General features: G+C 71.9%; 11 protein-coding genes. 8 read left to right on the top strand and 3 right to left on the bottom strand.

Going from position 1 to position 12,936, the window contains the following annotated elements; translation table 11 throughout:
- Nucleotides 1–93: 93 nt before the first annotated feature.
- From MZC64_RS45220 to MZC64_RS45195, 6 genes are all read left to right on the top strand, one after another.
- Complete coding sequence (locus MZC64_RS45220; RefSeq protein ID WP_247765750.1) at nucleotides 94–3,516, top strand: amino acid adenylation domain-containing protein; 3,423 nt, start codon at nucleotides 94–96, stop codon at nucleotides 3,514–3,516.
- 7 nt (nucleotides 3,517–3,523) lie between these two features.
- Nucleotides 3,524–5,143 (top strand): (2,3-dihydroxybenzoyl)adenylate synthase, encoded by a 1,620-nt coding sequence (locus tag MZC64_RS45215; protein ID WP_282106941.1) that lies wholly within the window; start codon nucleotides 3,524–3,526, stop codon nucleotides 5,141–5,143.
- Nucleotides 5,144–5,263: 120 nt separating this feature from the next.
- Complete coding sequence (locus tag MZC64_RS45210) at nucleotides 5,264–6,292, top strand: FecCD family ABC transporter permease (protein ID WP_374205899.1); 1,029 nt, start codon at nucleotides 5,264–5,266, stop codon at nucleotides 6,290–6,292.
- On the top strand, nucleotides 6,289–7,341 hold the full coding sequence (locus MZC64_RS45205; RefSeq protein ID WP_247765748.1) for an iron chelate uptake ABC transporter family permease subunit: 1,053 nt from the start codon (nucleotides 6,289–6,291) through the stop codon (nucleotides 7,339–7,341). The genes MZC64_RS45210 and MZC64_RS45205 overlap by 4 nt, the downstream gene beginning before the upstream one ends.
- A gap of 4 nt (nucleotides 7,342–7,345) precedes the next feature.
- Entirely contained in the window at nucleotides 7,346–8,176 is an 831-nt protein-coding gene (locus tag MZC64_RS45200; protein ID WP_247765747.1) for an ABC transporter ATP-binding protein, read from the top strand.
- 101 nt (nucleotides 8,177–8,277) lie between these two features.
- Entirely contained in the window at nucleotides 8,278–9,621 is a 1,344-nt protein-coding gene (locus MZC64_RS45195; RefSeq protein WP_247765746.1) for an ABC transporter substrate-binding protein, read from the top strand.
- Between the two features lie 136 nt (nucleotides 9,622–9,757).
- Here the strand turns inward: MZC64_RS45195 and MZC64_RS45190 are convergent, their stop codons facing one another.
- Nucleotides 9,758–10,135, bottom strand: a complete 378-nt coding sequence (locus MZC64_RS45190; protein ID WP_247765744.1) for an STAS domain-containing protein — start codon at nucleotides 10,133–10,135, stop codon at nucleotides 9,758–9,760.
- Nucleotides 10,136–10,150: 15 nt separating this feature from the next.
- Complete coding sequence (locus MZC64_RS45185; RefSeq protein WP_247765742.1) at nucleotides 10,151–10,744, bottom strand: short chain dehydrogenase; 594 nt, start codon at nucleotides 10,742–10,744, stop codon at nucleotides 10,151–10,153.
- Nucleotides 10,745–10,830: 86 nt separating this feature from the next.
- On the opposite strand from MZC64_RS45185, the gene MZC64_RS45180 reads away from it, so the two are divergent.
- Nucleotides 10,831–11,712 (top strand): helix-turn-helix domain-containing protein, encoded by an 882-nt coding sequence (locus MZC64_RS45180; protein WP_247765740.1) that lies wholly within the window; start codon nucleotides 10,831–10,833, stop codon nucleotides 11,710–11,712.
- Here MZC64_RS45180 and MZC64_RS45175 read toward each other — a convergent pair.
- Entirely contained in the window at nucleotides 11,663–12,019 is a 357-nt protein-coding gene (locus MZC64_RS45175; protein ID WP_247765738.1) for a hypothetical protein, read from the bottom strand. The two genes, MZC64_RS45180 and MZC64_RS45175, sit on opposite strands and share 50 nt — an antisense overlap.
- A gap of 66 nt (nucleotides 12,020–12,085) precedes the next feature.
- Between MZC64_RS45175 and MZC64_RS45170 the strand changes: the two genes are divergently transcribed.
- On the top strand, nucleotides 12,086–12,874 hold the full coding sequence (locus tag MZC64_RS45170; protein ID WP_247765736.1) for an AraC family transcriptional regulator: 789 nt from the start codon (nucleotides 12,086–12,088) through the stop codon (nucleotides 12,872–12,874).
- Nucleotides 12,875–12,936: the final 62 nt, after the last annotated feature.

Raw genomic sequence — 12,936 nt, 5'->3', positions numbered from 1 at the left:
CAGGGGCTATGAGGTAAACCTTGCTTAGGTTAGCCTCACTTTTGCAAGAGGCCAGTGTGCCATGCAGCCTGGATCACAAGGGAGCACAAGCCCGTGTCGAGCAGCCCGACCGCCGATGACCTGCGCCGTGAAGTGGCACAACTGGTGGACCGCACGCCGGAGGAACTCCTGGACGCGGACAACCTCATCGAGCTGGGGCTGGACTCGATCCGGCTGATGCGGCTGGCCGGGCAGTGGCGCAAGCGCGGCATTGAGGTGACCTTCGCCGAACTGGCCGAGCGGCCCAGCCTCGGCGAATGGTTCGAACTGCTCAGCGGACGCCTCGCTCCCGCGCCCGCCCCGGTGGCGCCCGCCGCGCCGGTCGAGCGCTTCGACAGCGCCGCCGAGTTCCCGCTGGCCCTCATGCAGCACGCCTACTGGGTCGGTCGCGGGGACGGGCAGGCGCTCGGTGCGGTGGCCGCGCACCTCTACGTCGAGTTCGACGGTGGCGAGGTCGACCCGGACCGCTTCGCGCCCGCGGTGCGCGCCTTGGTCGCCCGGCACGGCATGTTGCGGGCCCGGCTCACCGACGACGGCCGCCAGCGTATCCAGGACCAGCCCAGCTACGACGCGCTCACCGTCGAGGACCTGCGCGAACACGCCGACGCCGAGGCCCGCCTCGCCGAACTGCGCGAGCAGTGGTCGCACCAGATCCTGGACATCGAGGGCGGCCAGGTCTTCGCGCTCCAGCTCACCCGGCTGCCCGGCGGGCGGAGCAGGCTGCACGTGGACGTGGACATGGTCGCCGCCGACGCGCTCAGCTTCCGGGTGCTGCTCGCCGACCTCGCCGCGCTCTACCAGGGCGACACCCTCGCCCCCATCGACTACAGCTACCCGCAGTACCTCGCCGAGCGTGCCCCGCTGCGCCGCGAGGCATGGGAACGCGCGCGCAGCTGGTGGCAGAGCAGGCTGCCCGAACTGCCCGCCGCGCCCGACCTGCCGCTGGTGCCCGAAGCCGACCGCGGCGACAGCCTGCACACCGTGCGCAAGCACCTGTGGCTCGCGCCCGAGGACAAGCAGCGGCTGATCGAACGCGCGCACCAGCACCGGATCACCCCGGCCATGGCCCTGGCCACCGTGTTCGCCGAGGTGCTCGCCGCCTGGAGCGGACAACCCCGGTTCCTGCTCAACCTGCCGCTGTTCGACCGCGAGAACACCCACGCCGACGTCGGCAAACTGGTTGGCGACTTCACCAGCTCGGTGCTGCTGGACGTGGACCTGTCCGAACCGCGCTCCTTCCTGGAGGACGCGCGCAGGCTGCAGGCCCGCATGCACACCGACGCCGCCTACGCCGACTACTCCGGCGTCGAAGTGCTGCGCGACCTCTCCCGCGCCAACGGCGAACAGATCCTGGCCCCGGTCGTCTACACCAGCGCGCTCAACCTCGGCGAACTGTTCGACGACAAGGTCAAGGGCAGCTTCGGCGAACCGGTGTGGATCATCTCCCAGGGCCCGCAGGTGCTCCTGGACGCCCAGGTCACCGAGGTCAACGGCGGGCTGCTGGTCAACTGGGACATCCGCGAGACCGCCTTCCCCGCCGGGCTGATGGACGCCATGTTCGAGGCATACCGCACCCTGGTGCACTGGCTCGGCTCGGCCGACTCGGACTGGCAGCAGCCGGTGCCCGCGCTGCTGCCCACCGCCCAGCTCACCACCCGCGACACCGCCAACGACACCGCCGCGCCGCGCTCCGGTCGCCGCCTGCACGAAGGATTCTTCAACCAGGCCAAGGAAACCCCGGACGCGCCAGCCGTGCTCTGGGGCGCCGACGGCGAACTCAGCTACCGCGAACTCGCCGACCGGGCCCGCCGGGTCGCCGGCGCGCTGCGCACCCGCGGCGTCGAAGCCGGCGAGGCCGTCGCGGTCACCCTGCCCAAGGGCCCGGACCAGCTCGTCGCCGTGCTCGGCGTGCTCGCCGCCGGGGCCACCTACGTGCCGGTCAGCGTGGAACAACCGGCCGCCCGGCGGGAACGCATCCACGCCAGGGCCGGGGTGCGCCTCGTCCTCGACGCCGACCGGCTCGCCGAAGCCCTGCGCGCCGAACCCGTCGAACCCGTGCTGGGCGAGCCGGAAATCCCCGCCTACGTGCTGTTCACCTCCGGCTCCACCGGCGAGCCCAAGGGCGTCGAAGTGCCGCACCGGGCCGCGATGAACACCATCGACGACCTCAACGCCCGCTACCAGATCGGCCCCGCCGACCGCACCCTGGGCGTGTCCGCACTCGACTTCGACCTCTCCGTCTTCGACATCTTCGGCCCGCTCTCGGCCGGCGGCGCGATCGTCCTGGTCGGCGAGAACGAACGGCGCGAGGCCGCGGACTGGGCCACCCTGGTCCGCGAGCGCGGGGTGACCATCGTCAACTGCGTGCCGCCACTGCTGGACATGCTGCTCACCGCGGGCAACCTGGGCGACACCCTGCGCCTGGTGCTGCTCGGCGGCGACTGGGTCACCGTCGACCTGCCCGGCCGCCTGCGCGCCCAGGCCCCCGCCGCCCGCTTCGTCGGCCTGGGCGGCACCACCGAGACCGCCATCCACTCCACCGTGTGCGAGGTCACCGGCGAGGTGCCGGCGCACTGGATCTCGGTGCCCTACGGCACCCCGCTGACCAACGTGCGCTGCCGGGTGGTCGACGCCCGCGGCCGGGACTGCCCGGACTGGGTGGCAGGCGAACTCTGGATCGGCGGCGACGGCGTGGCCCTGGGCTACCGCGGCGATCCGGAACGCACCGCCGACCGGTTCGTTGTCCACAATGGACAGAACTGGTACCGCACCGGCGACCTCGGCCGCTACTGGCCGGACGGCACCCTGGAGTTTTTGGGCCGCCGCGATCACCAGGTGAAGCTGCGTGGTTTCCGGATCGAACTCGGCGAGGTCGAATCCGCGCTTGGCGCCCTGGACGGCGTCGGCCGCGCCATCGCGGGCGTGACCAGGGCGCCCGGCGCGGCCCTGGTCGCCGCGGTGGCCGCCACCGGCGTCACCGGCGAGGAACTGCGCGAGCAGGTCCGCCAGGCGTTGCCACCGCACATGGTGCCCGAGCGGATCGTGGTGCTGGCCGAGCTGCCGCTGACCGCCAACGGCAAGATCGACCGCCGTGCGGTGCAGCAGCTGTGGGCCGATCAGGGTGACCGCAAGCCGTTCGTGCCGCCGCGCACCGCGCTGGAGAAGGTCGTCGCGAGTGTCTGGCAGGAGGTGCTCGGCGGCGCGCAGTTCGGCCTGGACGACGACTTCTTCCAGCGGGGCGGCGATTCCGTGCTGGCCACCACCATCGTCAGCAAGCTGCGCGAGGCGCTGGACACCACGGCCGTCTCGGTGAAACTGCTCTTCGCCACCCTGTCGGTGGGTGCGATGGCCGGCCAGCTGGCCGAGCGCGAGACCACCCCGGGCCGGCTGGCCCAGGTCGCCGAGATCTACCTGGCCGTGCTGGCGATGTCGGCCGATGAGGTCGAGGCCGAACTGTCCCGCACCGCGGGCGAATGAGGGCGTGATGATCGAGAATCAGTCCACAATGGACGGTTTTGTGCCGTGGCCGGACGAGTACGCCGCGCGCTACCGCGAGGCGGGGCACTGGCAGGACGTCCCGATCGGGGAACTCCTGCGCGACTGGGCTTTCCAGCACGGCGACCGCACCGCGCTGGTGGACGGCGACCGGCGGATCAGCTACGCCCAGCTCGACGCCGCCGCCGACCGGATGGCCGCCGGACTGCTCGAACTCGGTGTCCGCCAAGGGGATCGGGTGGTGGTCCAGCTGCCCAACGTGGCCGAGTTCGTGGTGCTGCTCTTCGCCCTGCTCCGGGTGGGCGCGGTGCCCGCGCTGACCCTGCCCGCGCACCGCTCGCACGAGATCGGCCACCTGGCCGAGCTGTCCGAGGCGGTCGCCTACGTCATCCCGGACACCTTCGGCGGCTTCGACTACCGCGAACTGGCCCGCGAGGTCACCGCCCGGGTCCAGTCGGTCCGGCACGTGCTGGTGCTCGGCGATCCCGGCGACCTCGGCACCGCACTGTCCACAGTGGACGCCGACCCGGTGGCGCTGCCCGAGGTGAACCCGGCCGACGTGGCGGTGCTGCTGGTCTCCGGTGGCACCACCGGTCTGCCCAAGCTGATTCCCAGGACTCACAACGACTACGCCTACAACGCGCGTGCCAGCGCCGAGGTCTGCGAACTCACCCAGGACGACGTCTACCTGGTCGCACTGCCGGTGGCGCACAACTTCCCGCTGGCCTGTCCCGGCGTGCTGGGCATCCTGGGCGTGGGCGGCAGCGCGGTCTTCCTCTCCGATCCCAGTCCCGACAACGCTTTCCCGCTGATCGAGCGGGCCGGGGCCACCGTCACCGCGCTGGTGCCGCCGCTGGCCATGCTCTGGGGCCAGGCCACCGAATGGGAGGACGGCGACCTGTCCTCGCTGCGCCTGCTCCAGGTCGGCGGCGCCAAACTCGCCGCCGAACCCGCCCGCGCGCTGCCCGGCCAGCTCGGCTGCCGGCTGCAACAGGTCTTCGGCATGGCCGAGGGCCTGCTCAACTACACCCGCGCGGACGATGACGAGGAGATCGTGGCCATCAGCCAGGGCCGCCCGCTCTCCGCCGACGACGAACTGCGCGTGGTCGACGCCGACGGCAACGACGTCCCGGCGGGGGAGACCGGCGAACTCCTGGTCCGCGGCCCGTACACGATCCGCGGCTATTACCGCGCCGCCAAGCACAACGAGACCGCGATCACCCCGGACGGCTACTACCGCAGCGGCGACCTGGTCCGCCAGCTGCCCAGCGGCCACCTCGTGGTCACCGGCCGGGTCAAGGAGGTCATCAACCGCGGCGGCGAGAACGTCTCGGCCGAGGAACTCGAAGAGCACCTCCTCGCGCACCCCGGCATCCGCCAGGTCGCGGTGATCCCGGTGCCCGACGACATGCTCGGCGAACGCGTCTGCGCGGTCATCGTGCCCGAGGGCGAGGCCCCCGCGCTGCGCGAGCTGAAGACCTTCCTCACCGCCCGCGGCCTGGCCCAGTACAAGCTCCCAGACCTGCTGGAGCTGACCGGGGATCTGCCGCGCACCGCGGTGGGCAAGATCGACAAGCGCGAGGTGGCGGCCCGGCTGGCGAAGCCCTGACCAGCCGGAGCCGGTCGTCACGCACCGTGTTCTGATCGACACCGGACCGCAACCGCTCGGGTGACCCCCGTCATTGAGCCATTGAACCCCTTTAGTTAGCCTCGCCTTAGTTGAACCGTCATGGGGCAGAAGGGGGACAGGGTGATCTCGGCCGGTAGCGCCACCCGAGGGGCCGGGCTGCTCGGCGCCGTCGGGGTGCTGGTGCTGGTGTGCCTGCTCAGCATCGCCATCGGTGCGCGGAGCATCCCGCTGTCCGAGGTCTGGCAGGCGCTCTGGTCGCCGTCGGACTCCACCGAGTCCCTGGTCATCCACGACCTGCGCATCCCGCGCACCCTGCTCGGGCTCGGCGTCGGTGCGGCTCTCGGGCTGGCCGGCGCGCTCATGCAGGCGCTGACCCGCAACCCGCTGGCCGACCCCGGCCTGCTCGGCGTCAACCTGGGCGCCTCCGCGGCGGTGGTGATCGGCATCGGCTGGTTCGGCGTCGGCGCGGCGGGCGGCTACGTCTGGTTCGCCTTCGCCGGGGCCGCGGCCGCCGCGGTGCTGGTGTTCCTGCTCGGCTCGGCCGGACGGCGGGCCGCCACCCCCGAACGCCTGGTGCTGGCCGGGGTGGCGATCAGCGCGGCGCTGAGCGCGTTCATCTCCACCATCGTGCTGCTGGACAACAAGACCTTCGACCAGTTCCGCTACTGGGTGGTCGGCGCGCTGGCCGGGCGCAAGATGTCCACCGTCATCGAACTGGCCCCGTTCCTGCTCGCCGGGATCGTGCTGGCCCTGCTGCTGGCCCGCTCGCTCAACGCGGTCGCCCTCGGCGAGGAAGCCGGCCGGGCGCTGGGCGCCAACATCGGCCGCACCCGCGCGCTGGGCGCGATCGCGATCACCCTGCTTTGCGGCGCGGCCACCGCCGCCGCCGGGCCGATCGGCTTCGTCGGACTGGCCGTGCCGCACATGGTCCGCGGCTTCACCGGCCCCGACCAGCGCTGGCTGCTGCCCTACTCGATGGTGCTGGCCCCGGTGCTGCTGCTGGCCGCCGACATCCTCGGCCGGATCCTGCTCGCACCGGGCGAACTGGAGGTCGGCGTGGTCACCGCGTTCCTCGGCGCGCCCGTGTTCATCCTGCTGGTGCGCCGCCGGAAGCTGGTGGCGGCATGACCGACCTGGCAGCCAAGCCCCGCCCGTCCCGCGTGCTGCGCAGCCGCGGCGGCCACTTCTCGCTGCGCCTGCACGGCCGCACCGCCGCCGTGGTGCTCGGCCTGGTGCTGGCCATCCTGGTCATCGGCGCGTTCACCCTGACCATCGGCGAGTACGAACTCACCGTCGGCCAGGTGCTCTCCGCGCTGGCCGGCGAGGGCGGCCGGGCCGCCCAGTACGTGATCACCGAGTTCCGGCTGCCGCGCTGGCTCACCGGCCTGCTCATCGGCGCCGCGCTGGCGGTCAGCGGCGCGCTCATGCAGAGCCTGGCCCGCAACCCGTTGGGCAGCCCCGACTTCATCGGCTTCACCACCGGCGCGGCCACCGGCGGCATCCTGATGATCATCGCAGGCGCGAGCGCGGCCCAGCTGGCCTTCGGGGCCATCGCGGGCGGCCTGCTCACCGCGCTGGCCATGTACCTGCTGGCCTTCACCAGGGGCGTGCACGGCTCCCGGCTGGTGCTGGTCGGCGTCGGGGTGAACGCGATCCTGATCGCGGTCAACTCCTACCTGATCAGCCGGGCCGACCTGCGCGATGCCACCATCGCCCAGGCCTGGCTCACCGGCAGCCTCAACTCCCGCGGCTGGGAACACGTGCTGCCAGTCGGCATCGCACTGGTCCTGCTGCTGCCACTGGCCTTCACCATGGCCCGGCGGCTCGCGCTGCTGGAGATGGGCGATGAGGCGGCCAGCGCGCTCGGCGTGCCGGTGCAGCGCAGCCGGGCCGTGCTCATGGTCACCAGCGTGGCGCTGGCCGCGGTCGCGGTGGCCTCGGCCGGACCGGTCGCCTTCGTCGCGCTGATGGCCCCCCAGTTGGCCCGGCGGCTCACCAGGGCCGCCTCCCCGGTGCTGGTGCCCACCGCGCTGATGGGCGCGTTCGTGGTCTCACTCAGCGACTTCGCGGCACAACGGCTCTTCTCCCCGGTCGCGGTGCCGGTCGGGGTCATGACGGCGGCGGTCGGCGGGATCTACCTCGCCTGGCTGCTGGCCACCGAATGGCGAGGAAGGTAGATCGATGGCGGTGGAACACAGCGAGCCCCGGCTGCACGCCGAGGACCTGACGCTGGCCTACGAGGCCCGGATCGTGGCCGAGGGACTGGGCGTGCGGATCCCGGACGGATCCTTCACCGTGATCGTCGGCCCGAACGCCTGCGGCAAGTCCACCCTGCTCAAGGCGCTGTCCCGGATCCTCAAGCCCAAGGCAGGCGCGGTGGTGCTGGACGGCGCGGCGATCTCCTCCTACCCGGCCAAGGAGGTCGCCCGGCGGCTCGGCCTGCTGCCGCAGACCTCCATCGCGCCCAGCGGGATCACCGTGGCCGACCTGGTCGCCCGCGGCCGGTACCCGCACCAGCGGCTGCTGCGCCAGTGGTCCACCGAGGACGAGGCCGCGGTGGCCGAGGCACTGGCGCTGACCGGCGTGGACGAGCTGGCCGAGCGGTTCGTGGACGAACTCTCCGGCGGGCAGCGGCAGCGGGTCTGGCTGGCCATGGTGCTGGCCCAGCAGACCCCGATCCTGCTGCTGGACGAGCCGACCACCTTCCTGGACATCGCGCACCAGGTCGAGGTGCTCGACCTGTGCGCCGACCTGCACGAGCAGCGCGGACACACCCTGGTCGCGGTGCTGCACGACCTCAACCACGCCTGCCGCTACGCCACCCACCTGATCGCCATGCGCGGCGGCCGGATCGTGGCCCAGGGCGACCCCAGGGAGATCGTCACCGCCGAGCTGGTGCGGGAGGTGTTCGGGCTGGCCTGCCGGGTCATCCCGTGCCCGGAGACCGGCACCCCGCTGGTGGTGCCCGCCCGCCGGGTCCGCGAGCAGACCCCGGTGGCCGCCGCCGGCTGATCCACTGTGGACCGGAGATCATTCGGTCCCGAAGGATTTGGTCCGAAAGACCACAGCCACAGGGCTTGCCGCAGTGGCAGCGGTTTTGTCAGCATCGGGCCATGACTTTCCGCCCGGTCGCGCTCGCCCTGCTCGGCGTGCTGCTGGCCGGCTGCGGGGCGGTCACACCGGGACTGGTGCAGTTGCGCTACTCCACCGAGACCCCGGCCGCGGCCGGGGACATCGCCGGATTCAGCTGGGCCATCCGGCGCGAACCCCGGTCACTGGACTGGCTGCGCGGCGGCGAACCGCCAGAGGACACCGTCACCGCGAACCTGTGCGAACGGCTGCCCGGACTGGCCACCGAGATCGCCACCCCGGACCCGCTGACCCTGATCTACCGGCTGCGCGACGGCATCCTTTTCCACGACGGCCGCCGGCTGACCGCCGCGGACGCGGTCGCCAGCCTGCGCCGTTCGGCCGACCGCGGCCTCGGCGGCGCCCAGGCGCACCGCTTCGACAAGGTGGCCAGCATCAGCGCGACCGGGCCCCTGGAAGTCACCCTGCGGCTGCGCCAGCCCGATCCGCTGCTCGCCCACGCCCTGGCGGGCAACGCCGGTGTAGTGGCCAGCCTGCGATCCCTCGCCGCCGGTGCACCGTCCACATCGGACGGTTGCAGTGGCCCGTTCCGGCTGGCCGAATGGGTTCCCGGCTCGCACATCCTGCTCACCCGCTTCGACGGCTACTGGAACCAGGCCGAACGGGCCAGGGCCGGTTCGGTCCGGTTCACCTTCGCCGACGGCCCCGCGCTGATCAACGGCCTGCTGGACTCCTCGATCGAGGGCAGCTACCTGGCCAGCCCCACCGCGATGGTCCGGCTGACCCGCAGCATCACCGGCCGGGTCTACTTCGGCCAGGGCGACACCCTGGCCGCACTGGACCCGCGCCCTGGCGGCGCCCTGGCCGACCCGCGGTTGAGCCGGGCGCTGTCCCTGGCCCTGGACCGCGAGGCCATCGCCCGCGCCGCCTACGCCGGCCTGGTCCAGCCCACCGAACCACCCGCTGCCGACAGCGATGCCGAGGGCACCATCCTGGCCGCCGGCGCCAGCCCCCAGCTGCCACGCTCCGCGCTGGACCAGGCCCGCCAGCTCGTCGCCGAGGCCGAACCACTGCGCCAGGACCTGGTCCTCCAGGCCGGCAGCGGCCTGGAGGCGACCGCGGTCGCGCACGAGGTGCTCGCCGCCTGCGCCCGGATCGGCCTGCCCGCCCGGATCGGCGAAGGCCGCGCCGACCTGACCCTGGTCACCGGCGCCCCCACCCTGGCAGACCCGGCCTGGACCCGCTGGATCCCGCTGGTCCAGCTACCGAACACGCTCTACCTCAACCACCGGATCACCGGCGCCCCCACCGGCCCGTCCTACCTGAACCACCCCTGGGCAGCCAAAGTAGGCCGCAGCAAGCACTGACCCACCCACACCGTGTTGGCCGTTGTCGACGGTGTGTTGGCCGTTATGGACGGCGAGTTGGCCCAACTGGTACGCCGGTTTGGCCGAAGTGGGCGTACCAGTTGGCCCAAGTGGTACGAGAGGGCGGAGCACGCGGTCAGGGCAGGGCTGACTGGACGTCGTCGAACAGCTCGAAGGTGCGTAGCAGGCCGGTGGCCTCCAGGGGGCGGGTGACCGAGCGCGCGGTGGACACCAGCCGCAGTTTCACCGACTTCTCGGTCGCGGCCCGTTCGAATTCCACCAGCGCGGCCAGTCCGCAGGAGGCCAGGAAGGACACCCCGCCCAGGTCCAGGACCAGCAAGGGTGGGGCGGCGGTGAGCTGGTCGTGCAGGGCCGTGCGCAGTGCGTCCACGGTCAGCAGGTCGATCTCGCCGACCGCGGTCAGCACCAGGGCGTCGCCTGCGGAGCGGGTCGACAACTCCAGCATCTGCTGACTGTGCTGCGGCTCGCCCGGTTCGTGCGTCGCTGGAATCACCGTTCTACCGTAGCCCTACGTTTGCCGGGCGACAACTAATGTGCCCCCGGTGAGTCCGCCCTCCTCCACCGCCCGCGCGTAGGCCAGCGCCACCTCCGCCGCGGGCACTCCATCCGTGGCCGACCCCAGGGTTTCCCGCACCCATCCTGGCGCCACCAGGTTCACCCGCAACCCACGCGGCAACTCCAGTGCCGCCGCGGCCACGAACGCCGCCAGCCCGGCATTGACCAGCGCGCCGAAACTGGCCCCCGGCAACGGTTCCACGAACGTGCCCCCGGTCAGCGTGACCGATCCGCCGTCCCGCAACCGGGGGATTGCGCTACGCAGCAACCGCACCTGTCCGAGCAACTTCCCGTCCAACCCCCGGGTGAACTCGGTGTCACTGCCCGCGTCCACCATGGTCAGCCCGCCACTGGCCGCACAGCACACCACCGCGTCCAGCTCCGGCACCCCGGCGAGCACCGCCGCCACCGACTCCGGCCGCTCGATGTCCACCGCGAGTTCACCCGACCGGGAGGCGCTCAACACCGTGTGCCCGCGCTCCCGCAACACCCGCACCACCGCGGACCCGATCGTCCCGGACCCGCCGATCACCAGCACGTTCACCATGCCGCCGATCGTGCCCGCAGCCCTGCCCGGTTGCCTGCCCCTGTCAGGTGCAGGAAATCCGCGGCGAACTCGCGCATGCTGGAGCCATGGACACGGTTTTGGGCGAGTTCCTGCGATCCCGCCGCGCCCGCCTCACCCCGGCCGCCGCCGGTCTCGCCGACTACGGCGACCGCCGCCGCGTCCCCGGCCTGCGCCGCGAGGAACTGGCCCACCTGGCCGGGGTCAGCGCCGGCTACTACACCCGCCTGGAACAGGGCCAGAGCCAGAACGCCTCCGCCGCTGTCCTCGATGCCCTGGCCAACGCCCTCCAGCTGGACCAGGACGAACGCGCCCACCTGCACACCCTGGCCCGCCCGGCGCCCAAGGCCCGCCGCCGCAGACGTCCCGAACGCCTCCAGCCACACCTGCGCACCCTGGTCGCCACGCTCAACCTGCCCGCGCTGATCCTGGGCCGCCACACCGACATCCTGGCCTGGAACCCCCTCGCGCACGCCCTGCTCGCCGGGCACCTGGACCCGGCCGCCCCCGACACCCCGGCCACCCGCCCCAACTGGGCCAGGCTCTTCTTCCTGGACCCGCATCTGCGCGAACTCTTCGGCGACTGGGCGGGCAAGGCCAGGGACACCGTCGCCGACCTGCGCCGCATCGCCGGTCACCACCAGGGCGATCCCGCGCTGGCCGAGTTGATCGGCGACCTGGCGCTGTCCAGCCCCGAGTTCAGCGCGCTGTGGTCCGGCCACCCGGTCCGCGACTGCGCCAGCCACCACCGCGACTACCGGCACCCGGTCCTCGGCCGCCTCACCCTGACCGACGACCTGCTCACCCTGCCCGACACCGAGGGCCAGCGGCTGGTGCTCTTCCACGCCGAACCGGGCTCGGCCTCCGCGACCGCGCTGGAGTTGCTGGGCGGCACCGTGCTCACCCCGGGCGTCGCTCCCGCGCCAGCACCGCGCCACCGGACAGGATGACCAGCGCCACCACGTCAATCCAGGCCACCCTGGTCAACTCCGGATTCACCGGCGTGTTCGCCACCACCACAAGCAGGAAACTGCCAAAGCTGATCCCACTGCCAAAAACCGCCGCCGGACGCCAGCTCGGCCGGAACGCCCCGATCACACAAATGACACCGATCAACGCGAGCAGCACCGCGCGATGCCGCATCAGCACCTGCAAATCCGCACCGGCGATCTCCACGCCATAGGCCGATTCCGCGCTCGACACCGACAACGCGCCCACCCCCGGCAGGATGTTGATCAGCCCGGCCAGTACCAGCAAACCCTGCCCCAGACGCGTTCTGCGCATTCCGTTTCCCTCCCGGTGGTCTGTGCGATCATCGCCGACATGGACACCGGTCCGCTTCCAGAAACGTGCTGTCCTGACCCGGCGGCCACCATCTGGATCCGGCTGGGCCAGGCCGTTTACCGGGGTCCGTCCCTGCGCCTTGACCCGCATTCCGGCTCGGTGGACTGCCTCGCGGTGGGCCTCGACCAGCCGTTCACGCTGTGCGCGGACGGCATCGGCGAACGCAAGTCGCGCAGCGCGCTGATCCCCGCGCGCACCCGGCACCAGATCATCGCCGACGGCCAGATCCTGTTCTACTACCTGGACCCGCACACCGCCCTGGCCAACCATCTCCGGGGCCGGATGCGCGAACACACACCGATCGCGCACTTCGACCACCCGGACGAGCAAGACCTGATCCGCCATTTCCAGCGCGACATCGCACCCGATCCGGACACCCTTTTCGCCCTACTCGGCACGCCCGGCGCAGGTCAGGTGGACGAGCGAATTCGCACGGCCCTGGACATCATGCGCGCCCACCCGGAAAACCAGTGCGGCGCCGCCGAGATCGCCGCCCAGGTGCACCTGTCGACCTCCCGGTTCCTGCACCTGTTCGCCGCGCACACCCGCACCAGCTTCCGCCAGTACCGGCTGTGGACCCGGATGCTGCGGATGGCCGCCGCCATCGCCGCAGGGCAGGACCTGACCACCGCCGCCAACGCGGTCGGCTTCGCCTCCGCCGCCCACTTCAGCACCAGCTTCCACCGCATGTTCGGCCTCAACGCCAGCACCCTGCTCGCCGGCGGCACCCGCATCGTCCTCGCCGCCGCGGAGGAAGTTGCGGGATGACAAGGATCTATGGCTAGAATCCTTGCCTCATGACAAATACCTGGCTGGGTCTAGGCATGGAG

Origin of the sequence: Crossiella sp. S99.2, from assembly GCF_023094165.1 — a bacterium.
GTDB lineage: Bacteria > Actinomycetota > Actinomycetes > Mycobacteriales > Pseudonocardiaceae > Crossiella.
This window is presented reverse-complemented; position numbering and strand designations above follow the sequence as displayed.

Excerpts from the sequence above, each read along its gene's own strand:
- MZC64_RS45205 (WP_247765748.1), top strand. The coding sequence starts at position 6,289 with ATGACCGACCTGGCAGCCAAGCCCCGCCCGTCCCGCGTGCTGCGCAGC.
- MZC64_RS45215 (WP_282106941.1), top strand. The coding sequence starts at position 3,524 with ATGATCGAGAATCAGTCCACAATGGACGGTTTTGTGCCGTGGCCGGAC.
- MZC64_RS45185 (WP_247765742.1), bottom strand. The coding sequence starts at position 10,744 with ATGGTGAACGTGCTGGTGATCGGCGGGTCCGGGACGATCGGGTCCGCG.
- MZC64_RS45195 (WP_247765746.1), top strand. The coding sequence starts at position 8,278 with ATGACTTTCCGCCCGGTCGCGCTCGCCCTGCTCGGCGTGCTGCTGGCC.
- MZC64_RS45200 (WP_247765747.1), top strand. The coding sequence starts at position 7,346 with ATGGCGGTGGAACACAGCGAGCCCCGGCTGCACGCCGAGGACCTGACG.
- MZC64_RS45170 (WP_247765736.1), top strand. The coding sequence starts at position 12,086 with ATGGACACCGGTCCGCTTCCAGAAACGTGCTGTCCTGACCCGGCGGCC.
- MZC64_RS45180 (WP_247765740.1), top strand. The coding sequence starts at position 10,831 with ATGGACACGGTTTTGGGCGAGTTCCTGCGATCCCGCCGCGCCCGCCTC.
- MZC64_RS45210 (WP_374205899.1), top strand. The coding sequence starts at position 5,264 with ATGGGGCAGAAGGGGGACAGGGTGATCTCGGCCGGTAGCGCCACCCGA.